Source organism: Haladaptatus sp. HS23, from assembly GCF_056892285.1.
In genome coordinates this window covers 94399-119429 of sequence record NZ_JBXGLH010000011.1, presented here as the reverse complement: position 1 = coordinate 119429, position 25031 = coordinate 94399, and the positions used below count along the sequence as shown (strand labels likewise).

The following is a 25031-nucleotide window of genomic DNA, read 5'->3' as shown; positions in this document are numbered from 1 at the left end:
CGTTCAAAACGAACAGCACACTCCAAGCGATCGTTTGATCGATGTAATCGAAGTTACTTTCTCATCGATTACGTACTGGGATATCCTAGTGGACACGGGAAGAGGATTTCTTTCGGGTAATTCGGGAGATTTGACTGAGTTGTCTTCCGATTTCGTCGCCCCGAGAATAACGATGGCACCACCACCTGCAACCACTGGAAGGAGATATGTACTCGTTCGGTAGAGCAGGACGGCCGCTGTAGCCGCCGGAACGGAAATCGGAGTGAGGGCGACGAGAAGAATAATATATGTGGCTTCGATTCCGCCAGCACCCCCCGGAAGTGGTGTAATACTTGCAGCAATGGCAAGTGGAACGACGAACATCACCACTTCGAAGGGCACCACGTCTCCGATCGCGTATAGGGCCAACCAGAGCGAGAGCACGAGACAAAGCCAGCCAACTGTCGAAAAGGCGAGTTCGACACCGAGTTGTCTCGGCTCGCGAGCAATCCGTTCTAGACTCCTGATGGAACCATCCACTCGCTCCGTAACGGCGGGCGTTCCGAATCGTTCTGACTCGCCAATTGTTCGCTCGATAGCCTGTTCTACTCCCAATCCGACACGCTGGAGAGATTCTTCGAGTGAAACTCGTCGCTGCCACGCAAGAATCCCGAGCGCTCCGACGAGGACAACCAGGCCGATGAATATCACGGCGGCAAGTTCAATTCGAGGATTGAGGGTCGCCCGGAAGATGAAGTATACGAGACTGATGGTTACCAGTCCGACTGACGGAAGTACGTTCAATGCGTCCACACTCGCGACAGCAGAGAGACTCACTTCGAATCGAGAATCCGTCGCACGAGAGACGATGAGCGCGGCGAATGGTTCGGCACCAACTTGTGCGAACGGTGTGACATTGTTCGCGAAGACGATACCCAGATACGTGCCAAACGTTCGTAGACGTGTCTGGGAAACACCGAGCAGTGAGAGGACAACCGTGAGGCTAAGACTCCAGACGAAGGGCCACAGGAAGGCAGCGGTAACGAGAAGCGGGAGCACCCAGAGACGTGCAGAGCGAAATGCATCGACAACGGCAGAAAAGCCGACAACGGAGACTAACACGAAAATAACGATCGCTGCGCCCGCAAGCCCAAGTCCGACAGCCCGAAGGTTGACTGTGGATGTCCCCTGTACCATTGTTGCTTCGTCGACGGCCAACAGTATAACGGTCTGCGATCGAACGAAAATGGGTTCCATTCACTACCGTCCTCCCGATGTGCTAATGTGGACAAGTGATGCTTATGATGTTAACTGAGTATACCCGGCGAAGATAGGGACTACTACTTCTGTTCTAACGGCTCTTCGAGTTCCTTCACAAGAGTACGGATTCGACGATTACTTCGAATGAACGACAGCCATCCACTGACGAAGAAGAGAATGCCTAAAAGGATAACACCTCCACCGATGATATAAGCAAAGAGTTCGGTTTTGAAAAATCCGATAAGCACGGTTCCGAAGATGAACGAGGAAACCCCAGCTCGAATATGTGCCAAAATCGTCCGTTCACGAGCGAGATGAGTTCGCTCGTGACTTAATGTGGTCAACTGTTCTTGTCCTTCGTGGTGATGTGAATCGTTCGAAGCCATCTCGTCTCACAGCTCTGTTTGAATACTTGACCATATCACTATTGTCCCTCAAACAGCGTTGTGACAGTTCTTAGCGGTCAATTAGCGCAAATATGCACAAGTCGTTTTCTTTTCGAGCGGAAAATGAGTTTCTGGTTGACTTTGTTTTTAGTGTTGTTTAACCACAAAGTCTAGATTATTCGCGCTGGATGCCCTCGAAATATGCGTCTGAGATGCGGTCATGCTGGTCGTGGGTAACGTAGCTTGAACTAATGTAGCTTGAACTAACGTAGTTCCATCTACACAATCGTGCCCTTTATGTTGCCATCGAATCTACAGGCGAACAATGCCACCATTCGTTAACAGAACAAAAGAGCTCGATCGACTCACGAAGCTCTACAATAGCAACTCTTCTAATTTGAGTGTGATATACGGTCGTCGGCGAATGGGAAAAACAGCGCTTGTCGTCAAATCTATTGAAGACCGCGAGGATGCCGTCTATCATCAAGCAGCACATGGCACCCCCGAGCAACAGCTTGATTCGTTCATTGCCGATGCGACAACAGCCTTTCCTGGGATCAATCGGATTCGAAAGGATTGGGAAAACGTTCTCACATACCTTGCTGAACAAGATGCGATCGTCATTCTCGATGAGTTTCCCTATCTTGTCGACGAGAATGAGGCTCTTCCATCAATTATTCAGCGTATCTGGGATCACGAAGTCGAAGAGACAGCGGCAACCTTCGTCTTGACTGGCTCTGCTATTGGGATGATCCACAATATCGCCCTTGATGGTAGTTCACCGCTGTACGGCCGCATCTCGAAGCGACCGAATGGCAAGCTTAACATTGGCCCGCTTCCGTTTGGGGCGGCAATGACCTTCTTCCCCGACTATGATCCAGCAGAGCAGGTCATAGCGTACGGTGTTTTTGGGGGGACGCCAGACTATCTTCGCGCTGTTGATGACAGTCAATCACTCAAGAAGAATATCACAGAAACGTTGCTTCTCCGAGATGGTGGTCTCCATGAAGAACCTGAAAATGTTCTGTACAGGGAATTGGATGAGGTGGATCGATACTTTGCCGTGCTGAAGGCGATGGCCGAAGGGAACCGCCAGCGAAACGAGATCGTTCAGGCCGCAAGTATCAACGCCAACAGTGCTGGCTATTACCTCTCCCGTCTGCGAGAACTCCAGATAATCGAGCAAGAGTATCCGGTCACAGTCGACCCAGCACGAAGTCGAAATAGTCGCTATCGAATCTTGGATCAGCTCTTTGCGTTCTGGTTCCGGTTCGTCCATGGACGATCATCTCGGTACGAAGTCTTTGGGCCAGATGCATACGATGAACTCGTCGAACCGTACCTTTCGGACTTTGTCAGTGGAACATTCGAGCAGCTGTGTCAACGGGCGATTCTCTTCGAATACGGTGATGAGTATACGTTTACAGAAGAGCCAGACACATGGTGGGACACCGATGGGCGGGAAATCGATATCGTTGCGCCAACGAACAGTGACACGTTGGTCGTGGGTGAGGTGAAATTCACTCAACATCCACTGGGATACGATGTCTTTGCCCAACTCCAGCAGGAAGCGCCTCATATTGATTGGGTACCGAATGGTGGTGAAGAGCCAGAATATGAGTATGCGCTCTTCAGTCGGAGTGGATTTGCGTCATCGTTGGAGGAAGCCTGTGATGAACGGGATGATCTTTGTCTTTACACTGTTGAGGACGTGGTTGATACGATCTCGGACTAGGGGGTTTGCGATCACTTTAAGGAGTGCATGATCGTGGCGATGTTGACAATATTTTGACGGTTATACACCGGCTCGAACACGAAGCCCACTACGACGATTTGATTCATGGATTTATCGGTATGCTCGATAACCCCGAATTACCTCAGGCGCGAGATGCCATTACCGAAATTGGACGGGATCTACAGAACTCATCCGAGAAGTGACAAGCCTCTCAAGTGGATGGCTTCCAGCACGGTTATCTGACAGATTCAACTAGTCGAATATCAAGCCCTGCAAGAGTAGAGGGTGCAATTGCGATCGATGACTCGCTCACACTTTCGATCATGTCACGAGTAGCCAGAAATGTTTTGGCCTGATCGAGACATTCAACTTCGACTACGAGGGCGACAAATCCGTCGTTCGACTGCGAGACGAGCTGAATGCCCAACCCATTGTCGAAGCGCCATACGTTTGGAGTTGATTCGGTAACGGGCCAGAAGAGGTCACTCCACCGGCCTCGAACTGCGTCAAGATGGTTCGCGCCAACTACAATCTCTCGAAGGCCGACTACTCCCAGTGGGCCGCCGTTACGAGTCCGGAGTGAGCGTCGTGCCTCCTCACGCTTGAAGTTCTCAGCGAACGCAGAATCGTAGTCCACTAAGAATGCCATTCCGTGCGGAAACACGCGATCGATGAGGGGACTGACATCGCTATCGTTCGGCCGCGCGAGCAATCGTTCTGGGAGAAGTTTCGTTGTCGCAAAAAACGCTTTCTGCCAGAGATTTCCACCGAGAAGCTCGCCGACGTACAGGTTGTCCCAGAGGTGTTCCGGATTGTCGCTCTCGTCTCGGCTAACGTAAGGAACTACCGCACTATGAGCGATATCACGTCGCTGTAGCTCACATTGACTCTCCGAGAGCGTCGGTGCGCTCGGTTCAAATGCAACACCGGAGAGACGGGCGTTTGGTCGTCGCTCAGTTGATTCACCGAATCGAACGAGTTCGAGATCGACGTTTCCGAGCGAGACACCGATGCTGGCGAATGCTGGATGCGTCGAAAGCGGCCACGGAGATGGTAATCCGAAGACCTCAGTGAGAGTTGAGAAGAGCGGCTCTGGGTGTTCAACACGAATGAGTATATGGTCTATATCGGAGATCACCGAGTTAGTCATCAAAGCGGATTCATCACCGGGAAGAATAAATATGGTCATCGGTGTGCTGAGACGCGACCCCTACCTCGGATGTCGAAGTGACCACCGAAACACAACGGGTCCCCGCAGCCGCCATACGTCGTCTTCAACGATGGTTTTCAGATTCTCGCCTTCATCTTTCATGTGCGTCCGGACGGCATCGAATTCTCCCCGGTTGAGCCACGCACCGATCGGGCCCGTTCGTACCTTGATCCGTTGCGTGAGGTCACAGCCGTTCTCGTGGGGCTCGATCGTGAAACTGATCGACGGCATCAGTATCCCGACCAGCCGTGAGGCGGGTTTGAACTCGATGTGATGCCCACCGACACCCATTGCGTCATCAACCGACAGCGTTCGAGTTCCTTGTAGGTCACGCCGGGTACACGTTCAGCCATCTCTTCCATCACCCGATAGCCGTCGTTTGTGTACGCACAGCCATAGAGAGCTGTCAGTTCTCGATTGACCGTTTGTTAGTATTGGATACTAACGCAAATGGCTTTCATCTCTTAGCAGTGTAGTCCTCGAATTGGTAGACGAACAGTATTCTTGTAGAACTGTAGTTACTCGTCTTCAAGAGCTGCGTAGATGTCGGCGTGGCGGCGTCCGTCGAGCTTCCCCATTTCAAGGGCAATCTTTTGGCGTTCCTCGTCGCTCTCCGCCGACTGATACCGCTCGTATAGTCGGCGGACTTCTTTATCTACTGCTTTCGAGGAATCGGTGCTAGACGCCATTTCTGTGGTGAACATATTCTCTGTGGCCCTTTATCAGTTCCGACGAGAACACGCTCTGAAGTAGATAACTGCAGTCTCGGTATCGACCGCGGCTTCGTCTGTCGCAAATCGATGTAGTAACGCACGAATTTCGTCGCCGTATTCGAATGTGTATCCGTTCAACATATAAAAGACGACTGCCGTACGAAGCGCCGTTCGCTTGTTCCCATCAACGAATGGATGATCTGCAACAAGTAGTCGCATCAGATGAATCGCTTTTTCGTGGACTGACTGTGGTACCTCACCAAAAAATCCTTCTGAGACGTACTGAAGTGCAGATTCAATCGGCTTCTCCGATCGAACTCCTGGTTCCGTGTTCTCTCCCTCCTTGACGACTTGTTCGTGGAGTTCGAGGATCAGCTCAACGGAAGGATACGCGACGTCCTCGCTCACACGACTAGGTCTCTCACGCCACCCGATAATCGTTCTGATGGACAATTGGTTTCTTAGCGAAGGAGACTCTCGTACTCCATTGTTTTTCTCGCACGCACTCCTGACACCGTCCTCAGAACCACTTCACGCTGTACTGAAAGTGACTTTCTCGGGTGATTCAATCACGCAGTTCCGGCCACAGACGCGGTGGTCGGTATCAGCTCTCCCCCTCCCGCTGGCTTGTAGCCGATAGATGCCGATACAATTACCGTACTTACGAGTAACCGTACGGCGTCTGTCCTGAACTGTGTCAATTCGGGACGTTCATATCCGCGTTTGTGTGGGATCTCGTGTTCGATTTGTGCTCTCTCGGGCGTGTTTTGTCCCGACCACGCTACTCTCCGGCACCCGCGTCTGTGGTCGGACTATCGTCCGCACTTTTGTTTCTTACTTCACCGGGAAGCTCGACATCGGCCTTGAGGACGAGACGTGTCTCTTTGTAGCTCAAACCGTCTTTGGATCGCTGGCGTTTGATTTTCCCGAGCCGGCCATTCGAGAGCTCATGCATCGCGTCCATCGTCCGGCGAGCGAGTTCCTGGCTGTACTTCTTGCTCACCCGGACTCTTTCAGGCGAATCCATTCAGCGAGGTCTGAGGCGTCTAAGTAGGCACGAATCTCGCCACTGCCCTTCGAACACAACGAATAGCGACCCGCTTCATCACGCTCACGCCACGCTTTGCTCGATGCGATGGCAGGCTTGGGATACCGGGAACGCCCTCAGCGGGTTGGTGTAACGGCTGCTACACGTTGGCTACCAGTGAGGGCTCCCGACGAACCCTATGCACTCTCGTTTAGCTCCTTGTCCCTGAACGCCTGGACGAGCCCGGCACACCGCTCAGGATAGGAGAGGAAGGGAGCGTGGGCAGTGGGTGTCGTCTCGAGCCTAGCGTCCGGAATTGCTTCGACGCCCGCACGGACGTCATCAGGACTTCCAATCGGGTCGTGCTCGCCCCAGACAACCAGTGTCGGCTGCCGGATTGCGCCCAATTCGTCCTCGCGGAGTCGGATCGACTGATGCCAGCCGAGGATAGAGAAGAATGCGGAGAATTCGCTCAACATCGCCTCGGACGACTTCGGATTTTGTGTCTCGGCAACCATCGCCTGGATGAGCGCGGGGTAGTTTTGGATAGCCTTGCGCTCGCCGAACACCTCTGCGACGTCAAGGACGCCTGCCTCGCTCGGCTTCGCCATTCGCTGGAGCATTCGTCTGAGGACGGGGACGGTCATCAGTCGCAGTGGTAGCGGTGGGGTTGCGCCGGGGAACCCCGCACAGGCACCGACCAATACCAGACGCCGAACGCGATCTGGTCGAGAGAGCGCGAACAGGACGCTCGCGTAGCCGCCCATGGAGTGACCGACGAGGTCCACCTGCTTGATCCTCAGTTCGTCAAGCACGCCTTCGATGACGTCGATAGCCGTCCGCCGGAGGTTCTGCTCAGTGTACAGGAAATTGCTGCTCAGGCCGTACCCTGGGCGGTCGAGGCCGATCACGCGACTATCATCGAACTGGGCAATGAGTGGCGCAAGGAACGCACCGAACGCGCCTCCGCCATGCACGAATAGGAGCGGTGTCTCGTCGTCCCACGGACCAGCTTCGAAAACATGCGTTCGCACGCGCGGTTCGTTGAGGTCAACGAAGCTCGACCGAACATCGAGATCGACCGACTCAAACAGCTCGCCTTGGGCAATTTCGAATTCAATTGACTCTGTCATGGTATCGCGACGCTCGGTCAATGGCTCGTCCCCGGATCCGATGGGGCTCTGATTCATGGTTCTTCGTAGACCTTACGCCATCGAAGGAATTGTAACTGTCTAGTGAAATATTTCATAGCATGAAAGGGCCAACCCGATTTCCTGGGTAGGCGGCTGGATCGAAATGACGCGTGAGAGATGACGATACAGGATACGGGTAACGAGAGTTTGTGAGAATATCGAGGGAACGATTTCCGGTTACGAGGTAAGTTCCGATGAGACGGGCGGTTCAAAATTAAGTGGATCGACTGGCTTTGCCTTCTGACGGACTCGGTCAAAGGTCGAAATGGCCCACTCACGCGCCTCTGGGGCATCGGTATCGATGACACAGATCAGAGCGCCAGTATCGACGTCGTGACAACAGATACCGACTCGGTCATCAACGATCCCAAGACCACACCGGTCACCATCCGGGAGAGCGTCATGGACGTACACGGTACAGTTGTCACAGGTGGCGGCTTCCATTACCCGCTCTGGATTCCAGGCGTAGGTGCCCTCAAGCGCCACCGGCGAGTAGACGTATTCGAGTTCCATTCCGTTGAGAACAGCTTCACAGACAGTCTCGTTGTTTATCGACTTTTGCACGATACTATCGAACCCACGCATTCCCTCAGTATTCTCAATGAGGTGCGTCAGCCGCTCGACGGGCTCGTACGGGTATCCAGGGCCGGGCCGAGAGACCACAGCGTCCGCAAAGAGATCGACCGAGAACCCCTCCATCTCTCGTGGAAGCCACTGCCAGATATCTCGTAATTTGCGTTCGATCGACATTGCCTCACGCAACTCGAAAAAGCGACTCGCGACGAATTCACCTAACGATGTCAGTTCGAAATCTGGTCCCTCACGAGTAATCCAACTGCGCTGTTCGAAATCGGATAAGACACGTCCCATAGTTGGTGACGAGGCTCCCGTCTCCGACCGAAGCGTTGAGCGATCTGCGGGACCGTGATTTAGGGCGTTGAGCACCCCTGTTCGGTGATCGGAGCTGGCGAGGAATTCTATCTCCTCGATTGAAGGGTCCATGTGGTTTATTAGCACGCTCTCACAATAAGCAGTACTATGGGGAGCATCGTCCACAGCACTGCCCCGGGGGTGGTGAACGGATTCACCCATCGCCCGTATGCAGTTTGTCAGGTAAACCAGTGCATCTCCCTTCCCGGTTGGTGCGATACTTGATCGGACAAAATCCAGGCCGAAAATGGGCATCGCCGTTCTCGCTCTCTTTGTTGTAGGTATTTGGGATGGATCGACAGTCAAAATGGTGGCTACCGGTCAGTCATCGCTTTACGTGCACTCGGTGGTGCCGCGTACGTGATTGTATGGATCGCAGGGATCGTTATTGTGAGCCAGTCTGTCAATAGTTCCCGACGAGAGTCTACCGTCAGTGTATTTGCCACAAGGACTCATTGGATTTGCTCTCATCAATCCTGTCACTATCCCCTTTGTTGAATGGCAAGAATGAATATATCCTATTATTTCGGAGCTGAATAATATAGGTGTAACAAAACTGACCGTGCTATTTCTCCCAGTAGTTTTGCACTACCTTCGAGGAACTGAGATTGCAGATTTACGGTTCAAATAAATTGACAATATTCAAAATACTCTAGACGACATGAAGATTGAGAAATAAAAGAAGATGTCGGGAAATTTGGACTGTAGGTTTATTCCAACTTGAGAATTGGATCGCGATACTGTCGGTCTTCGAACTCCTCTGCGACCGTTGCAGCTTTCTTTTCCTCGACGTCGCACACGGCTACGAGGTCGACCAAATCGCTCGTTCGATATGCAGGTATGTGAAGCCGCTGAGCGATTGCTCCGGTACCGATAACTACTGTTCGTAGATTCTCGGTCTCAAGACCCTCGGTTTCGGAGGAAATCATGATCTCTTGTCCCATATTCACGCGACTGTCGTTCGACACCCCCAATTAGTGTCTTCCTCGAATTTGATTAGAACAGTCGATATTTGGAAACCATCGAATATCTACGCGTTTCAAAGAACTACATACCCTCTCAAGATCCGAATAGCAAAGTGGATTCATACCCCACTTAGCTCGCGCTGCATTGACCACATGTGATGTCTCGATTCTCGCCTTAGAAACACGCGGTCCCACAAGGGATTTAGTAGCGGAACTAAGTTTTAGCTCCATGAGTCACTCTAGGGGTATCTCCCGACGCAAACAGCTTCTCATCGCCGGAGCAGCATGTATTGCTGGCAGTATTCAGGCTCTTCGAGTTGTTCGAGGAGAGGGCGGGTTTCTGGCCGTAGTTTCGACACTCTCCTTCTTCGTCGTGCTCGTACTCACCGGGTGGCAACTCTATACTGGGTCAGACAACCCTGACCCAAATCGACTCTGATTCCTTCGAATACCATCCTCATCCGGCGCGACTACCGTGGACGCACACCACTTAAGCGGTTGTCCTCCCCAACAGCGAAACGAGGTTGATTAGTCCTCCGTCTCGCGGCCGTTCGATTTTCGTTCCTGGTCGGGATGGTCAGAAACGTACACCGTGGTGTTCGCGGGGATATCCTCGGTAATCCAGGAGTTTGCGCCGACGCTGACGTGATTGCCGACGGAGATGGCACCGAGGACGTTCGTCCCAGCGCCGATGACGACATGATCGCCGATGTCCGGATGGCGCTTATACCCCTTCTTGAGTGCGTGGTCAGTGTCCTCTTCTTCTTCAAAGTGGAGGGCACCGAGGGTGACGTTCTGGTAGAGTCGACACCAATCACCGATAGTGACAGTCTCGCCAATGACGACGCCAGTGCCGTGATCAATGAAAAAGTAGTCTCCAATCTCGGCACCAGGATGGATGTCAATGCCTGTGTCGCTTTTCGCAGCTTCGGTGAGTTCGCGGGCGTACTCCTGCCTGCTCTCTTTGTACAGTTCATGAGCGACACGCTGTGCAACGATGGCGTGGAATCCTGGATACGCTCGGATAACCTCCAGGTAGGACTTCGCAGCAGGGTCGCCTTTATACGCGGCTTCGACGTCGCGTTTGAGGCGCTCTCTGATAGTGGGCAGATCGTCGATGACGGCACTGATGCAGTCCCGAGGGTGAGTGTGGGGAGCATACAATTGGCAGCCTCGCATGAGTTGCTCGCCGAGTTCAGTGAGGGTTTCTTGAACGTCTTCGGGGTCAGTGTGGTCTGGGTAGGCGTTCCAACAGCTTGGGAAGAGGATGCGGTGAAGGAGAGAGAGTTCAGTGCGCGCGTGTGAGGTCTTTGGGGCGGTCCGTGGCTCGTGGACCGGAAAGGGAGGCTCGTCGGCCTCGTAGGCGGCGACTAAGCTGTGGTGAGCGTTGCCGGTGTAGCGGTACTCCATCACTCTTTTGTATGGAGCTAGCTGGGAAGAAGCTGTGGGAGAGGAGGAATCACTGGCGTTGGTCGCCTTGGTCGCGAACAGAACGAGCATCTCGTCAAAGACTGCCGTAGGAAAGAGCGCCACGGCTAGCCTTTACTGTTCATCCAAAAACGGGGAAGTAAACTGAATTAGAAGTAGAGATTCGCGATTCGATCGGCAGTCCGGAGCGCCAGCGCTTGTCCACTATTCGTCGGGTTGGGACCACCGAGTCCATTGGATAATGCAGAGTGGTCGGCGACGAACAATCGATTGACGTTTTTCGCCTCGGCGTTCGAATCGAGTACTTTGCCCATCCGCATCGACGACTGCATATGCAACAGAAGCGGCGGCCAGTCACAACGGTGAACATGTTCTGCACCCGCTTCTTTGTGAATTCGGGCCGCGATACGAGAGAGTTCATCTCGCTTGGCATCGTCGTCAGGATGCGGTTCCCATTTGACCTTCGGGACGGCCCCATGTTCATCGGAGAAAACATTGTCGAGTGACACACCGTTGTTTTGGCGTGGGAGGTCATCGGTGAGAATCAACAATGCTTTTGTCTGCCGATAGTTGGACATCCGGCGTTTGAGTTCCTTCCCGACAACGTAACCACGCGAATCCCATGGCTCGTCCGGGTCGACTTCGACATCGAAACTGTAGCCAGCTTGGCTGAAGAGATAATCAGCATAGGACACGAGTCCGGGGGACATCCCGATGTCTTCCATCCCACCGACGCCGGGTTTGTCGAAGCGAACAGCGGAGTTCTGTCCAATATAGGGATCCATGTGTTGAGACTCCGGGTTGATATCGGCAACCGTCTCGTCGTCATAGACCCCGACAATCCAGTCGAACCAGTGTGTCGTCAGTCCCTTCCCAACCCAGCCATCGTCCGGAAGGCCGGAGTTGAGCCAGAGTCGGGGCGACTCGATACAACCGGCCGCGAGAACGACCGTATCTGCCTCGACTGTTTGTGTCTGCCCTGACCAACTATCGCGGAACGTGACGCCCGTTGCCTCGAGCGTACCCGCACCCTCTATGGTCTCGATGTTCGTCACGTACGCATTCGGTCGAAGAGCAACGTTCCCCTTCGATGGATCCGTGTTCGTATCCAGCGCACGCGGAACGTATCCCACGTTACTGGACTTTCGTGCCTTATCACGCACCGGTGCATCCACTGGCGTCGAGGACCCTTGGAAGTGGTCGCCAACGAGGGTATCACCGCGGAAGCCATCGTCGTAGCTGAACGACCCGTCATAGTCGGAATCGAGCGGTTCGCCGTTCGACGTTTCCCGTCCGGGGACTTCGACGGCGTTAGCTTGTGGCCGCCACCCGGTTTCGGTCACGTTTTTCGTTTCAATGAGGGAATACCCTGCGTTCGTCGCACCCTCGATGAACACTTCTTCCTTTCCAGTCATCGGAGCCTGCTGGGTACTCGTCAACTCCTCGTTGATCTGGTAGTACGGAACCAAATCCTCGTAATCGATCGGCCAGTGGGGCTCGGTGTCGATTGCGTATGGGTATGCACGTGGATGGTTTGCGAAGTAGTGAAGCGATGTCCCGCCGACAGCACCGACTTGCCAGATAAACGCGTTCTGATGGAGATTCCGGAACCACGGAGCGCGAGAGTGATCGGCAGGACCAACCCGAAGGTATCCCCACGTCGGATCGTTTGCATCCGCCTCGCGGTGGGTGAACTGCTCATCGAGCAATTTCCCATCGAGATCATCCGGATCGGTACTGATCGTTCCACCGGCGTCGGCATGCGGTTCGGGCCACTTCTGATTGCCATGCCACGGGCCGCCTTCGAGAATGAGGACGTCCAAGCCGTGATTGTTGGCGAGTCGCCATGCAGCGGCCGGGCCATCTGCCCCAGCACCGATAACGACGACATCGGGGTTTTGCATTATTGGTCACCCCCGAGTCCCTCAATGACGTCATCGCCTGCGAGGTCGTCCGGGAGATTGAGATTCTCCACGTTCGGATCCGCGAATCCGCCAGGAACGGCATGGCGCCAATCGGCCGCGTAGCCGGGTGCTGGCCCGGGGTACTCACTCTGCTTACGACTTTGGACTTCGTCTTCAGGAATCTGCATCACGCGCTCGTTTGGCGTATTGGTCTTCGTGCTGCCGTAGCCGGACCACTCGGTGTAGTAACCGAACCCGTGGAGACCGTTGACCGCCATGACGACGTACTTCAGGATTCCAATGTCGGGAACGAGGGGGGACAACAGTTCGTCGAGACGGTCTATGACACTCCCATCGACGATCGTCCACAGACACCTCAGTCGGTCCTGTGGAGAGAGTCGAGTGAAGGTCCCTCCCGCCGGGAACTTCTCGTTGGGTGACGCTGGATCCTGGTTGTTTCCTCGTGCGAGGAACTCGGCAGCGACGACGTCGAATACGATGGTGAACACAGGCGCATACGGATAATTTTGAAGTACCTGATGGTACACGTCGTCTACTGTTTCTACCGTAACTTCGAACTCCGCGACGCCATCAGTCGAGCCGTCGAAATCGTGGAACGATGTCTCGAATCGACCGACAGCCCCGAACGTGAGAAACTCTTCGAGAGCATCGCCGTCGAGGTCGAGACGGAGAAGGTCCAGAAGGCTGAGGTCCGCTAGATCTAACAACGTGTCCAGCGCCGAGCCCAATCCCGTCGTGTCGATGGAGACCTCGAACATGCTTTTGGGCATGAGATTCAACGGCGAGTCGAGTTGCTCTGTGACCATCTCCGAGCGGATCTCCTGAAAGTGATTGAAGTCCCAGATGAGGAACTTCTCCAGTTCGGCATCGAGGCCACCGGGAACGTGTTCCGAACCGAGTTCGTCCCCTAGTTCCGGTGTTCGCGGAATGATCGCATCCACGATTGCGCGATACGTATCGGCGGTGTGTGGGTCACTCACCAATGGGTCGGCTATTGCTGCCTGTGCATCTTGAATAGTCGCGTTGGACATCGAGAGGGCGGCGAGCCCACCGATTCCTTTCACGACATTCCTCCGTGTCAATGAACTGCTGTCATTCTGGTCCATAGTTGTCACTACTGGTGTTAAACCAACAATCAGCGGTCGACTGCTGGCCAATCGCATTACGATTGATAGTGGTGTACTAAGTTAAACCTTATCAAATATTGGAAATTTTACTATTCGTAGTTCATACTAGATCAGTATCCTGAACAAATAGACGTTATAGAGCCATTAACTCCGGGTTTAGAGCATTTTAGTCATAGGGATGGAATCAAGATATTAACAATAAAAACTCTGCCATTTATTATATTACACACTATATACTATTGAAAATATAACTCGGTTTCCCACATTATCGAACAGAACTAAGTGGGCACTCGCTGATTGAACACCATGAACGATTCCGAGGTTCCCATAAATTCAGTGAAACGATCGTACGAGATAGTCGATACTATTAGCAAACGTGAACGGGCGGGCGTTACTGAATTGTCGACAGCCCTGGCGCTTCCGAAAAGTACGATTCATAATCATCTCCAAACACTCGAGGCACTCGGGTATCTCGTCAAGACGGACGGAAAGTACAGGCTTAGCAACCAATATCTCCGGTTGGGACGGGAATCTCGAAATAGCAACGATCTCTTTCTACACGGGCGAAACGCGGTCAAGGAACTCGCTGACCAAGCGAACACGTACAACCAACTGGTCATCGAGGAGAATGGGCGTGGAACGATTCTTCTTGCAACCGGGTGGCAGTACGAATCCCTTCCTCCCTCGGCACAGCACATCTACCCAACACACGAATATCTCCATACAAATGCTCCCGGGAAGGCGATATTAGCTTCCTTACCGGAGAAGCGAATCGCCGAAATAATCGAAACACACGGGTTAGTTGACCGGACGGAACGAACGATAACCGACGAAGAAGAGCTCGTTGACGAATTGTCGACGATCCGCGAGCGAGGCTATGCGACCGACCGTGGAGAGATGATCGATGGGATCGTTGGTGTTGCCGCGTCCATTGCGACCGAAAACGCAGTGTACGGTGCCATCGGTGCGTACGGCCCGGTCAGCGAGATGCGATCAGTGATGGATGATGACGTACCGAAACTGGTCCGAGAAAAAGCGAAGGATGTTCGGGAAGATCTCGTTTTTGCAACTTCGGGGTGACCGACGTATACCGGTGTCTCGTTGGTAGACGCTATCCCATGGTAGTCCGGGAACGACGAATCCCGAATTGGCGGACGAACAAACCCAGCTGAATTCCCACATTATGAAACAGAGATCGGCACAATGAATGAAATCTCGCCTCACACGAAGCGCTCAGTCATGCTCACCGGACATTAGTCCAGTTGTAGACAAGTCATTTTAGATGAAAAAATCAGTTATCGATTGGGATTTATCGTGAGGTATGAACTTTGCGAACTTCATCGATCTTGCCGCCGGAGACGTTCCAGTTAAGCCTGCAGTGGGTGATGCAAATACGTTACTGACTCAGTCGGCACTCAGTGAGAAAACGAACGCAATGGCAAATTCACTGGAAACGCTCGGTGTGAAACCCGACGAACGAATAGCCGTTCGCTTACCGAATCGCGTTGAATTCCTGATTGCGCATCTCGGAGCGATGAAGCGAGGGGCAGTCCCGGTCCCAATCAACACGCAGTTTACCGACGAACAGGCCGGCTATATCTGTGATTCGAGCGATATCTCGGTGCTCATAACCAACGAGAGCGATTCTTCGGTTTCTTTTGATGTCGAGACAGTGATCTCCATCGACGGAACCGATGGACGGGACTTCTCTCGACTGCTTGCCGATGAACCCCTCGAATATACCGTTTACCCACGTCGCAGCGACGAAGTTGCGGAAGTATTCTATACGAGTGGTACGACCGGTCGGCCGAAGGGGGTCCGCCATACACATGGAAACCTTCAAGCGAACGCGTTGGGGATCATCAACTATCTCGGCTTGTCGCGAAACGATGTCGGAGTAACTGCTTGTCAGTGTTTCCACGTAATCGGTCTCAACGTCACAACGACACCACTCATTGTGGCACAGGCAGAGAATCGTCTACTTTCGACGTGGGACCCAGAAACCCTACTGCAGACCATCGAAAACCACGGGGTCACGTATGCGTTCTTCACACCAAGCATGATTATTGATTTGCTCGAATACGGTGACACCGGTCGATATAACCTCTCTTCGCTGCGAGTCGTCGGGGTCGGGGGTACACCGATGCCAAAAGGGCGGATTACTGACGCAGAAGAACTGTTCGATTGTCCACTACTTGAGGGGTACGGAATGACCGAGACGACTCCGCTTGCTGCATTTAATCGACCAGCCCCTGCAACACGAAAACCGGGAAGCGTTGGTAAACCTGCACGGGAAGTCGTTGAACTCCGTATCGAAGATCCCGGAACTGGAGAAGCTGTTTCACAAGGAGAGCGGGGGGAACTTCTCTGGCGTGGTGATACTGTGTCGCCGGGCTATGAACAGCAACAATACGACCAGAAAACGTTCGTCGACCGGAACGGCCATATGTGGCTCCGTTCCGGTGATATCGGCTGGCTTGATGCGGATGGTCATCTTTTTATCGTCGACCGAATCCAAGACATGTTCATGTCTGGCTGTGCTGATGTCTATCCTCGTGAAATCGAAGACGTTCTGTATGACCTCGAAAAGGTCTCTGAGGCGGCAATCATCGATACACGTGATGATCTTCGAGGGGCAGTAGTCACCGCGATCATTACACCAACCGATGATTCCCTCACCACCGAAGAGGTACAAATCGCATGTACTGAAAGGCTTGAAGATCACGAAGTCCCACAACGTGTCGAATTCGTTGACAGAATTCCAACGACAGCGACAGGCAAGATCGACCGGGTTGGACTTCGTGAAACGTTTGGAGTGTCCTCTTCATCTAACTGAAAGCAGTGATACGCCCCAACATAGAACGTCCCTGTCTCACCAGCAATTGCGCCTGATTCAGTAATCGAGGAAATCGGGAATCCGGTCAAAGTATCCAAAGTAGTGCCATCGTTTATAGGGTTGCAAGCGAGAATACCACGCCTTTGAGGGCGTGGATGAATCGCCGTCTTTGGTTACTTTCACTGTATGGCAACGTCTTAGGTGCTTTCCGTGCGTATTTCTTGGTGTCGATTCGATGGTACCCCATCGGGTTCTGACAGTCCGAAAACTGGCAGTTGACTGGGTGTTTGCCGGATCAAAAAGTAAGCCCACGGACGGCGGACCGACACAAAACAACCAGGTACCTCCGAGTCCCGTCCGTTCCCCGGACGAGATAGGAGTAACGGCTACGTGGCATAGCCAGCACCTTGTCGGGGTGCGAACCGTAAACATCCCAACGAACCGCTCATTGGTGGGTGTGGGAGGCCCACGTCTTCAGGCGCGGGAGGATGTCACTCGAGAGCTCATCCATCGCGTCTACTGTCCACCGGGCAAGTTCCTGACTCTACTTCTTATCGTGGCTCACCCGTTCTAATCAGGCGTGAGTTACATCCCCGAGCGTGAACAATTGGACGTCCTCTCGCTTAGCCACCGTCTCACGAACCGATTGTGTGGCGCCGTTTCGCGTAAAGAGTGCGTATTCTGTGGAAACTCCCTCGTCCGTCTCTGGTGACCATCGAATTTCTTCTGCATGGGTTTCGAGCGATGCGAGTGCACTGTAGTCCAGCGGTGCAGTCGTGAATTTACACTCCCCGACGACCATCGTTCCGTCTGTGGTGAATCCGACAACATCTACCTCGTGGTTCTTGTACCACCACCGACCGATGTCGAGAAACGTTTTGTCCGGGTACAGGTGAGGCAGTCCATCCTGGCAGAGAACTTCGAACTCCGGACTAACGAAATCAGCGAGTTCTGGTTTGATCACTGCTTCGTAGGCATCTTCACCCAACCGGTCGTACCTATCCTCATTCCCGTAGACAAACCGGAACCAGAACCGAAACAGTGGATCGAGAATCCGGTAGCGACCACGACGTGACTTCGACTTTTCCTCGGTCAGTGGCACCTCACGCTCGATGAGTCGGAGCCGTTCTAACTTCTGGGTATACGTGGAAATCTGCTTCCCATCGATGCCCACTGCCTGTGCGATTTCGTTCGACGACGTCTTCCCCGCTGCAATCGCAGTGAGGATTGCGAAGTACCGATTTGGGTTCGTGAGCTCGGTGCGTAGGACATATTCCGGCTCATTGTGAAGGTATCCTCTCTGTGAGAGGACTTCCTCCGTGAGCGTCCTACCGAGGTCGTGGTCGAGTTCGATGCCGTTCAGATAGTACGGGACGCCGCCGAAGATTCCCCACGTATAGATTTGCTCCTCGGGCGAGTAGTTTTCAGGAACGAACGCTTGTGCGGCGGTGAAGTCGAGCGGTCGAAGATCTAATTTCTCCGTGAAGCGACCATACAGCGGGCTGTTCCCCAACAGCGTCGCTTCTTCCATCATACTGATCGACGATCCGACCAAGATGAGTGTCCCTGTGGTATGCTGAAACCGTTGATCCCACAGCCGTTGAATGACCGACGGCAGACTCTCGTCGGCATCGATGAGGTATGGGAATTCATCGAGGACGACGATCCCGTCTTGATCACCAAGGTAGCCGAGGAGCGCTTCCCAGGTTTGTTTGATCTGCGTGATGCCGGGAAACGATTCGGACGCGACATCGACGAACTCGTCGAGTTGAATCCGAGGTGTTGTCTCCGTTGCCTGGTAGACGACTGTATCGTCTCTATCCGCGAGTGAGTGCTGGACGAGTTGAGTCTTCCCGAGGCGACGACGACCAAAAATGACGACCATCTCGGCTTCATCGGACGTGTAGCAGTCCCGTAACTGCGACAATTCGGCTTTCCGATCCACGAAGCGCTCCATAGTCTGCTTTGTTCTCACGACAGAATAATACTTTCGAATAGACTAAATCAGAATAGGCTATTTGAGAGTTGGCTATTTTCACTTCTAAAATACGACCATATTCGTCTTTCCATCGAATCAACCAAATTTGAGCGATATCTCTCTTCGCGACGAACACCACCCAGAAGAGTATGGTACCGAAGCGTCCATGGAAGCAAAACCGCATGCCAACGGTGATTTCCACATTACCTACCTCGATGATCCGTGTTCTCACGTGTCGTGTCCCTTAGGTCTATGATCGAATGGGAGCTATTTGGGCTGAATGTGAGTGAACGAACTGCTGATTGCCTCAGTGATAACGTCTTTATATAGTCGAGTTTGATTTGTACCTTCCACGGATTCGAAATTCAATATTCCAATTCTATGATGGCCGTCACATATTTTCTACTCTCCCCACTGCAAGCTGATTTGCAAACCACCTCATGAAATGTCCTCTCTCGTTCAGCAACTGCCCCGGGTACCCGTCAAACGCAACCCCGATCAACAACGGCTCGACCTCTGCATGTGTCGCTAGCACAAAAGTCGGGGACGAAACCTAAGTTCTAAGATCTCTATGATAGCTAAGAACCCGACTCTAAGCGAATGACGGTAGTCACACTGCTAACCAATATCCGAATCAGTTCTCTATCATCGACGAATCAATTTCTAATTATATTGATAAGATTCCCACAGTACTGTTCAACGAATGCAAGTCGTACTCCTGAAACACCGATTACAAGTGCATTTGCTCGGACGAGCATCGCTGCACGAACGACTTCCGTTGGTGCCGGATCACTGACCAAGGCGGCGTGACTCTCAATGATGTTTGCTTGCATTCGCCGCAGTCGTTCTCGTGAGACGGATACGTCCTGAAATCTCCGAGGCCAGTACTGACTCCGTATATATGCTGTCCTCGGAATCGACGATTTCTTCGACAGTATTTCGTGATTCTTGCATTCTCACGGTAGCGTCTGTCGATAATATTTTGTGAGCATGAGGCATAATTCGGTCACACCTGCCCCTCCTGCCCTATATAACTCATAATTATAACAGCCATCGTTAGAATATACAGATTATATTGCACGATTGGACCACTACTATAATCAAACAGTCTCTTCTCACGAGCCTTTGAGTACTGTTGTACCACAAACGGTTGAGTATATCCTCTATTATCACTATTTCCACCAATAGATAGTAGGAGTGGTTTAAACCTAGGTTTAAAAAAGAGGTTTCAGCTACCAACGAGAAGAGCATCCATCTAATTGGTATTTTGGAATGATAGCAATACTTACTCACTGTCTTCAGTTCATCTGTTTCACATATGACCACCACATATATCTTCCGAACTTCGCTTTAGAACCGTTTATTCTCCTCACCACCGATGTAATCAAAAGATGAAAATGACCGATACGAATATAGAGTTGGCTACGACACTACCATCATGAATGACTATCTCGTAACGAACGGGACGACACTTTCTGGAGACAATGTCGATATTGAAATCATAGACGGCTTCATCAATCGGATCGGTGATGCTGGGACGTTCGACACAGCGGCGTTCGATGCTGATCAACAGTATGGGGCCGGTGGTCGATTAGTGACACCACCGCTTACCGAACCCCATATTCACCTCGATGCAACGGGAACGGCCGGTTCCCCTCGATGGAACCGCTCAGGAACATTAGCGGAAGGAATCGAAATTTGGGCGGAGAGAAAAAATACTCTCAACACGGACGATCTGAAACGACGAGCAACCCGTACAATCGAGTGGTTAGCGGCGCATGGAATCACACGGGTTCGAACGCACGCTGATACGACAGAACAGACGCTCACTGGTGTTGAAGCACTCCTCGACCTCCGCGAGGAGGTATCGGATCTGGTTGACCTACAGGTCGTTGCGTTTCCACAGGATGGTCTCTTCACCGCCGAAGATCACCTCGATTTGTTTCATGAAGCAATCGATATGGGAGTTGACGTGGTCGGAGGGATTCCACACAACGAGCATACCCGGGAAGATGGCATCAAGGACGTACAGACCGCAGTCGATATTGCTGAACGCCACGACTTACCGTTGGACCTACACATCGACGAGACCGACGACCCTCAATCACGCTTTACGGAGGTGCTCGCAAGCGAAGCCCTCAAGCGTGACCTCGGAAGACGTGTGACTGCCAGCCATACCACAGCAATGCATTCTTACTCGAATTCCTATGCGAACAAATTGATCTCTCTCCTTGCAAAGAGTGGTGTGAGTGTCGTTACGAATCCCCCCGACAATGCGGTTCTCCAAGGCCGATATGATGACTACCCACGGCGGCGGGGACATACCCGAATAGATCAATTACAAGATGCCAACGTGACGGTCGGTATCGGCCACGACTCCGTCATGGACCCATGGTATCACTACGGTGTCGGTGATCAACTAGATGCGGCCTTCATCCTATTACACTATGCCCACATGAGCGGCCGAGAGGACGTCGAAACACTCTGGGAAATGCTCACGACGGCGAATGCAGAGGTGTTTGGGGCAACCGATTACGGCCTCACAGAAGGGGCCGAAGGATCACTCGTCGTTTTCGATAGCCCTGATCCGTTCAATGCTCTCCGGACTCGGGCATCACGACGGTTAGTTCTCAAAGACGGTCGACCCATCGTTCGAACAAACCCAGCCGAGACAACGCTCTACCGCGAAGAGACATCCAAGAACGTGAACTTTCACCGGTAAGGTTCGTATCCTCCAGTTGATTTCGATAGAGTGTCCGATTTTGCATTCACATGTGGCTCAACGTATTGTGACCGCACAATGTGAAAAACGGATTCCGTAATTCACTCGATGTAGGATCGAAGACTATCGATTACCGTCCGTTGGTATGCGTCTCCATCGACCTCGAGCGCGACTTCACAGTTCGGTGGTTTCTCATACACGATGTGTTCATCATAGATCGTCGCGCCATTCGATGGCCCTCCAGTGGTATCGATTTCGACGTAGGCCTCTTCGAACCCAAGGGCATCGTTGACGATGTCAGCTAAAACCACTGCATCACTCGCTAATCCACCATCATGCCCGAATTTCGAACGTACCTCCTCGATGCTGAACTCGAGGATGGCAGCCATCGTGGGCAGAGGGGCTGGTTCTTCAGCGAGGGCTCGAATGTCGTCAGTATCAACGTAGACGTGCTCCGTTACGTCGAGGCCAACAACTTTTGGGTGAGCGTCCTGAACGACCCGAGCAGCGGCAGGCGCATCGACGTAAAAGTTGAACGATGCCTGTGGCGTGACGTTCCCGGTGGTCTTCAACGCCCCTCCCATCTGGTAAATGTCTCCCACTATTTCTGGGAGAGCTGGTTCCTTCGCCAGTGCTAATGCAACGTTAGTCTGCGGACCGAGGGCTGCGATGGTCAACGCTTCACCGTGTTCGTCGGCTTGTTCGAGGATGAAATCGACGGCATGCTGGTCAATGGGTTCGGTGGTCGGGGGAGAAAGATCTTCCCGAACTACCTCCGGGAGTCCACCTGGACCGTGTACGTGTTCGGCCATTTCCAGTTCATCTGCAAGCGGTCGATGGGCACCAACCGCGACGGGAACATCCGTTCTATCGACTAACTCGAGCAGGGATAGCGTGTTTCGGGTCGCATTCTCTACCGTCGTATTGCCTGCCACGGTCGTTATACCAACTACATCGATGTCGTCTGCAGCGAGTGCAATGAACAGCGCGATAGCGTCGTCGTTTCCTGGGTCTACGTCCAATAGTAGTTTCGTACTCATGGTTTTCGTGTATTCGTGTTTGGTTGTCTGTGTTGTTATGGCGATACACCGCTCGTCGAGACGCCAATTGCATCGAGCAACTCCTCGACAGTGAGGAGCGCCCCGAAGCCAAGCTCGAGACTCAATCGCGTAATCGTCGGGGGATAAACATTCGAGCGAGCAAGCGTCTCAGCATCACCTAACACCGCTCGTGTATCCCCATCGGCAATGGCTTTGCCGTTAGCAAGGAGGACAGTACGATCGGCGTGCTCTCGCACGAAGTCCATATCGTGTGTGATAATGACGACGAGTTTACCTTGGTTGACGAGTTCGTCGACAGTGTCCCCCAGTTGCTCGTATCCCGGAGCGTCTTGCCCACTCGTTGGTTCGTCGAGGACGACAATCGGTGTGTCCATCGCGAGGATAGACGCTACTGCAACCCGCTTTCGCCACGGTTCGCCGAAATCATAGGGGCTCTCATCGCGCCGATCATCCAATCCGAGTAGTTCTATGGCATGCTCGGTTGTCGTTTCAACTTTTTCGTCATCGAACCCAAGGTTTTGTGGTCCGTATTTAACTTCCTCCTCGACGGTGCTATGGAAGAGTTGGTCGTCCGGGTTTTGAAAGCTGAGTCCGACTTCGTGAGCAAGTTCAGCGGTCGTGTGCTCGGTCGTCTTCGTGCCACGAACGTACGCGACTCCCTCGGTCGGGTCGAGAAGTCCGTTCAGATGTTTTACCAGCGTAGATTTCCCTGCGCCGTTCTGCCCAATGAGGCAGATACATCCATCATCAAGCGCGAAGGAAACACCACGCAATGCTTCGACGCCACTCGGGTACTGGTGATGAAGATCGTCTAAGACGAGATCACCATCATCGCTTGTGACTGAGTGATCGTCACACACCGAAGCTTCCTGTTCACTCTTTGGATCAAACTCTCGATGGTTCGCGACACGGCGAAGTTCCGCCAGGCAACCGGATTCCGTTACCGAAATAGGCTCATCAGTCGCGACGATACCGGCATCACGAAGTCGATGACTGATTTCGACCGGATCCGGAACCGGTACCGGAAGACCCTCTTCGATGGCACGGACGAGGACCTCATCCGGTTGACCGTCGAATCGGATTTTCCCGTCGTCCATGACCACAAGTCGGTCCAAATGGGGTACTAATCGTTCGACCTCCTGAGAGACCATCACGATCGTGTAACCGTCATCGTTCATGGATCCAACCACATCGAACACTTCTTCGGTTCCCTCAGGATCGAGCTGCGCCGTTGGTTGGCGGAGAACCAGCACGTCCGGTTGCATTGCGATGACTGATGCAATCGCTACACGCTGGCATTGTCCCCCGGAGAGTTGCATCGGATTGCGATCGGCGAGGTGTTCGACGCCGATAGCGGCGAGGCTTTCTCTCGCCCGATCTCGGATTTCATCACGCGTGAGCCCGTGGCTTTCGAGACCGAACGCAACCTCCTCTAGAACGGTAGAGGTCGCTCCTGTGAGCTGATCGTATGGATTTTGGAAGACAAAGCCGATTTTCCTCGACAGATCTCCGACAGTTGAATCGGCCGTCGAAACCCCTTCGACAGTAACGGTTCCTGTGAGGTCCCCGTGGTAGAAGTGGGGGATTTGCCCGGAGATAAGCCGACATACGGTCGCTTTCCCCGCTTCACTCTGGCCCGTAATTCCGATGAACTGGCCTTCTTCGATGCTGAAATCGATATCCGAGACAGCGTATTCATCATCCGGCTGAGTGCCGTACTGGAACGTCACGTCTGTTACTTCGATCAAGCTCATGCTACAATCCTCCATAGGAGTGCTACGAGCACTGCAACGCCACCGAGGTACCGGAGTAGGCGTTCACTCGTTGGATCTGCTACGTCGTACAAATAGGTTCTCTTTCCCGATGCTTGGAACCCTCGCGCATTGAGCGCTAGTGCGCGAGTATTCGCAACGATGAGCGTGCTAATTAGGAGCGGTGCCATCAGTGCGATAATGGATCTAAGACGCGTCGGAATATCCGCTTTCGTGTCCAAGCCACGTGCCTGTTGGGCCTCGGAAATCGAACTCGCCCGGTCCCGGATTTCCGGAATTATCTGTAACGACGCGATGAATACGTAGGCGAGTTTGCTTGGGACGCCTTTTTCCATGAGTGCGATGCGCATTCGTTGTGGTTGTGCCGTCGTCGCGAACAGCAAGAACGCCAAGATGAGTGCGCTAATTCGGAGGAATATCAGTCGCGCCTGTTCGAATCCTGATTGCCAAACCGTTACTGGCCCCGCCGTGAATAAGGGAGTTGGGTCTGCGGGTTTGAGGAGGATACCCTGTATGAGCAATAGGAAAAATGCAAACGGCACCGCGACTGCGATGTAGAGTTTGAGCACAAGCCGATGCACCCGAGCAACGAACAACAAGCCGAGGAGGACCAAAACTAACGCGAGCGGAACGCGATAATCTGTGACGATGAACACTACTAATGAGAGACACGTTGCAAGGACTATCTCCGTTATGGGATTCATCCTGTGCAGCAGGCTTTCTCCGGGTTGATATATCGAGGTATCCATCTCAGGCATTAGTGTATCCCTCTCGTAAACAGACA

Annotated in this window: 22 protein-coding genes and 1 pseudogene; 5 read left to right on the top strand and 18 right to left on the bottom strand. The window is 52.9% G+C overall.

Annotated features, from left to right (window positions below; translation table 11 throughout):
* Positions 1–3 precede the first annotated feature (3 nt).
* Positions 4–1176 carry a lysylphosphatidylglycerol synthase transmembrane domain-containing protein gene (locus AC1XDK_RS23875; RefSeq protein ID WP_483352519.1) on the bottom strand — a complete coding sequence of 391 codons (1173 nt, stop codon included), beginning with the start codon at positions 1174–1176 and terminating at the stop codon, positions 4–6.
* Between the two features lie 143 nt (positions 1177–1319).
* Positions 1320–1625: a DUF202 domain-containing protein gene (locus AC1XDK_RS23870; RefSeq protein ID WP_483352518.1), complete on the bottom strand. Its 306-nt coding sequence runs from the start codon at positions 1623–1625 to the stop codon at positions 1320–1322.
* Positions 1626–1950: 325 nt separating this feature from the next.
* On the opposite strand from AC1XDK_RS23870, the gene AC1XDK_RS23865 reads away from it, so the two are divergent.
* Positions 1951–3360 (top strand): ATP-binding protein, encoded by a 1410-nt coding sequence (locus tag AC1XDK_RS23865; protein ID WP_483352517.1) that lies wholly within the window; start codon positions 1951–1953, stop codon positions 3358–3360.
* 235 nt (positions 3361–3595) lie between these two features.
* Here AC1XDK_RS23865 and AC1XDK_RS23860 read toward each other — a convergent pair whose 3' ends face one another.
* From AC1XDK_RS23860 to AC1XDK_RS23825, 8 genes and pseudogenes are all read right to left on the bottom strand, one after another.
* The gene (locus AC1XDK_RS23860) at positions 3596–4549 is read right to left on the bottom strand and encodes a hypothetical protein (protein ID WP_483352516.1); all 954 of its coding nucleotides are present in this window, start codon (positions 4547–4549) and stop codon (positions 3596–3598) included.
* Positions 4550–4800: 251 nt separating this feature from the next.
* Complete coding sequence (locus AC1XDK_RS23855) at positions 4801–4923, bottom strand: hypothetical protein (protein WP_483352515.1); 123 nt, start codon at positions 4921–4923, stop codon at positions 4801–4803.
* Between the two features lie 165 nt (positions 4924–5088).
* A complete protein-coding gene (locus AC1XDK_RS23850; protein WP_483352514.1) occupies positions 5089–5274 on the bottom strand; it encodes a hypothetical protein in 186 nt (61 codons plus the stop codon).
* A gap of 18 nt (positions 5275–5292) precedes the next feature.
* Positions 5293–5691, bottom strand: a complete 399-nt coding sequence (locus AC1XDK_RS23845; RefSeq protein ID WP_483352513.1) for a type II toxin-antitoxin system death-on-curing family toxin — start codon at positions 5689–5691, stop codon at positions 5293–5295.
* A 373-nt stretch (positions 5692–6064) separates the two neighbouring features.
* Positions 6065–6369 (bottom strand): annotated as a pseudogene (locus AC1XDK_RS23840) (DUF8008 family protein).
* A gap of 138 nt (positions 6370–6507) precedes the next feature.
* A complete protein-coding gene (locus tag AC1XDK_RS23835) occupies positions 6508–7443 on the bottom strand; it encodes an alpha/beta fold hydrolase (RefSeq protein WP_483352512.1) in 936 nt (311 codons plus the stop codon).
* Between the two features lie 237 nt (positions 7444–7680).
* The gene (locus tag AC1XDK_RS23830; RefSeq protein WP_483352511.1) at positions 7681–8505 is read right to left on the bottom strand and encodes a helix-turn-helix transcriptional regulator; all 825 of its coding nucleotides are present in this window, start codon (positions 8503–8505) and stop codon (positions 7681–7683) included.
* A 638-nt stretch (positions 8506–9143) separates the two neighbouring features.
* Entirely contained in the window at positions 9144–9362 is a 219-nt protein-coding gene (locus AC1XDK_RS23825) for a Gfo/Idh/MocA family oxidoreductase (RefSeq protein WP_483352510.1), read from the bottom strand.
* A gap of 265 nt (positions 9363–9627) precedes the next feature.
* On the opposite strand from AC1XDK_RS23825, the gene AC1XDK_RS23820 reads away from it, so the two are divergent.
* A complete protein-coding gene (locus AC1XDK_RS23820; RefSeq protein ID WP_483352509.1) occupies positions 9628–9837 on the top strand; it encodes a hypothetical protein in 210 nt (69 codons plus the stop codon).
* An 89-nt stretch (positions 9838–9926) separates the two neighbouring features.
* Here AC1XDK_RS23820 and epsC read toward each other — a convergent pair whose 3' ends face one another.
* The 3 genes from epsC to AC1XDK_RS23805 form a co-directional block, all read right to left on the bottom strand.
* Positions 9927–10808, bottom strand: coding sequence for a serine O-acetyltransferase EpsC (gene epsC, locus AC1XDK_RS23815; protein ID WP_483352508.1), 882 nt, complete (start codon positions 10806–10808; stop codon positions 9927–9929).
* A gap of 167 nt (positions 10809–10975) precedes the next feature.
* The gene (locus AC1XDK_RS23810; RefSeq protein ID WP_483352507.1) at positions 10976–12730 is read right to left on the bottom strand and encodes a GMC family oxidoreductase N-terminal domain-containing protein; all 1755 of its coding nucleotides are present in this window, start codon (positions 12728–12730) and stop codon (positions 10976–10978) included.
* Complete coding sequence (locus AC1XDK_RS23805) at positions 12730–13815, bottom strand: hypothetical protein (protein WP_483352506.1); 1086 nt, start codon at positions 13813–13815, stop codon at positions 12730–12732. The genes AC1XDK_RS23810 and AC1XDK_RS23805 overlap by 1 nt, the downstream gene beginning before the upstream one ends.
* Before the next feature lie 369 nt (positions 13816–14184).
* Here AC1XDK_RS23805 and AC1XDK_RS23800 point away from each other — a divergent pair, with 369 nt between their 5' ends.
* Both AC1XDK_RS23800 and AC1XDK_RS23795 read left to right on the top strand, forming a co-directional pair.
* On the top strand, positions 14185–14958 hold the full coding sequence (locus tag AC1XDK_RS23800; RefSeq protein ID WP_483352505.1) for an IclR family transcriptional regulator: 774 nt from the start codon (positions 14185–14187) through the stop codon (positions 14956–14958).
* Positions 14959–15199: 241 nt separating this feature from the next.
* The gene (locus AC1XDK_RS23795; protein WP_483352504.1) at positions 15200–16714 is read left to right on the top strand and encodes a class I adenylate-forming enzyme family protein; all 1515 of its coding nucleotides are present in this window, start codon (positions 15200–15202) and stop codon (positions 16712–16714) included.
* Between the two features lie 574 nt (positions 16715–17288).
* Here the strand turns inward: AC1XDK_RS23795 and AC1XDK_RS23790 are convergent.
* Together AC1XDK_RS23790 and AC1XDK_RS23785 are read right to left on the bottom strand one after the other, a co-directional pair.
* On the bottom strand, positions 17289–18671 hold the full coding sequence (locus tag AC1XDK_RS23790; protein ID WP_483352503.1) for an ATP-binding protein: 1383 nt from the start codon (positions 18669–18671) through the stop codon (positions 17289–17291).
* Between the two features lie 677 nt (positions 18672–19348).
* A complete protein-coding gene (locus AC1XDK_RS23785) occupies positions 19349–19591 on the bottom strand; it encodes an aromatic amino acid lyase (RefSeq protein ID WP_483352555.1) in 243 nt (80 codons plus the stop codon).
* 539 nt (positions 19592–20130) lie between these two features.
* Between AC1XDK_RS23785 and AC1XDK_RS23780 the strand changes: the two genes are divergently transcribed.
* Positions 20131–21414: a cytosine deaminase gene (locus AC1XDK_RS23780; RefSeq protein WP_483352502.1), complete on the top strand. Its 1284-nt coding sequence runs from the start codon at positions 20131–20133 to the stop codon at positions 21412–21414.
* 101 nt (positions 21415–21515) lie between these two features.
* Here AC1XDK_RS23780 and AC1XDK_RS23775 read toward each other — a convergent pair whose 3' ends face one another.
* From AC1XDK_RS23775 to AC1XDK_RS23765, 3 genes are read right to left on the bottom strand one after another with little or no spacing between them, the layout of a single operon-like run.
* Complete coding sequence (locus AC1XDK_RS23775; RefSeq protein ID WP_483352501.1) at positions 21516–22454, bottom strand: nucleoside hydrolase; 939 nt, start codon at positions 22452–22454, stop codon at positions 21516–21518.
* Between the two features lie 35 nt (positions 22455–22489).
* Positions 22490–24229, bottom strand: a complete 1740-nt coding sequence (locus AC1XDK_RS23770; RefSeq protein ID WP_483352500.1) for an ABC transporter ATP-binding protein — start codon at positions 24227–24229, stop codon at positions 22490–22492.
* The gene (locus tag AC1XDK_RS23765) at positions 24226–24996 is read right to left on the bottom strand and encodes an energy-coupling factor transporter transmembrane component T family protein (RefSeq protein ID WP_483352554.1); all 771 of its coding nucleotides are present in this window, start codon (positions 24994–24996) and stop codon (positions 24226–24228) included. Before AC1XDK_RS23765 ends, AC1XDK_RS23770 begins: the two co-directional genes overlap by 4 nt.
* Positions 24997–25031: the final 35 nt, after the last annotated feature.

Bases quoted from the DNA above. Each gene is read 5' to 3' on its own strand.
- AC1XDK_RS23775 (WP_483352501.1), bottom strand. From the start codon at position 22,454: ATGAGTACGAAACTACTATTGGACGTAGACCCAGGAAACGACGACGCT.
- AC1XDK_RS23835 (WP_483352512.1), bottom strand. From the start codon at position 7,443: ATGACAGAGTCAATTGAATTCGAAATTGCCCAAGGCGAGCTGTTTGAG.
- AC1XDK_RS23770 (WP_483352500.1), bottom strand. From the start codon at position 24,229: ATGAGCTTGATCGAAGTAACAGACGTGACGTTCCAGTACGGCACTCAG.
- AC1XDK_RS23790 (WP_483352503.1), bottom strand. From the start codon at position 18,671: ATGGAGCGCTTCGTGGATCGGAAAGCCGAATTGTCGCAGTTACGGGAC.
- AC1XDK_RS23825 (WP_483352510.1), bottom strand. From the start codon at position 9,362: ATGATTTCCTCCGAAACCGAGGGTCTTGAGACCGAGAATCTACGAACA.
- AC1XDK_RS23865 (WP_483352517.1), top strand. From the start codon at position 1,951: ATGCCACCATTCGTTAACAGAACAAAAGAGCTCGATCGACTCACGAAG.
- AC1XDK_RS23800 (WP_483352505.1), top strand. From the start codon at position 14,185: ATGAACGATTCCGAGGTTCCCATAAATTCAGTGAAACGATCGTACGAG.
- AC1XDK_RS23810 (WP_483352507.1), bottom strand. From the start codon at position 12,730: ATGCAAAACCCCGATGTCGTCGTTATCGGTGCTGGGGCAGATGGCCCG.
- AC1XDK_RS23765 (WP_483352554.1), bottom strand. From the start codon at position 24,996: ATGGATACCTCGATATATCAACCCGGAGAAAGCCTGCTGCACAGGATG.
- AC1XDK_RS23870 (WP_483352518.1), bottom strand. From the start codon at position 1,625: ATGGCTTCGAACGATTCACATCACCACGAAGGACAAGAACAGTTGACC.
- AC1XDK_RS23860 (WP_483352516.1), bottom strand. From the start codon at position 4,549: ATGACCATATTTATTCTTCCCGGTGATGAATCCGCTTTGATGACTAAC.
- AC1XDK_RS23850 (WP_483352514.1), bottom strand. From the start codon at position 5,274: ATGTTCACCACAGAAATGGCGTCTAGCACCGATTCCTCGAAAGCAGTA.
- AC1XDK_RS23820 (WP_483352509.1), top strand. From the start codon at position 9,628: ATGAGTCACTCTAGGGGTATCTCCCGACGCAAACAGCTTCTCATCGCC.
- AC1XDK_RS23795 (WP_483352504.1), top strand. From the start codon at position 15,200: ATGAACTTTGCGAACTTCATCGATCTTGCCGCCGGAGACGTTCCAGTT.
- AC1XDK_RS23830 (WP_483352511.1), bottom strand. From the start codon at position 8,505: ATGGACCCTTCAATCGAGGAGATAGAATTCCTCGCCAGCTCCGATCAC.
- AC1XDK_RS23780 (WP_483352502.1), top strand. From the start codon at position 20,131: ATGAATGACTATCTCGTAACGAACGGGACGACACTTTCTGGAGACAAT.
- AC1XDK_RS23855 (WP_483352515.1), bottom strand. From the start codon at position 4,923: ATGGCTGAACGTGTACCCGGCGTGACCTACAAGGAACTCGAACGCTGT.
- AC1XDK_RS23875 (WP_483352519.1), bottom strand. From the start codon at position 1,176: ATGGTACAGGGGACATCCACAGTCAACCTTCGGGCTGTCGGACTTGGG.
- epsC (WP_483352508.1), bottom strand. From the start codon at position 10,808: ATGGAGTACCGCTACACCGGCAACGCTCACCACAGCTTAGTCGCCGCC.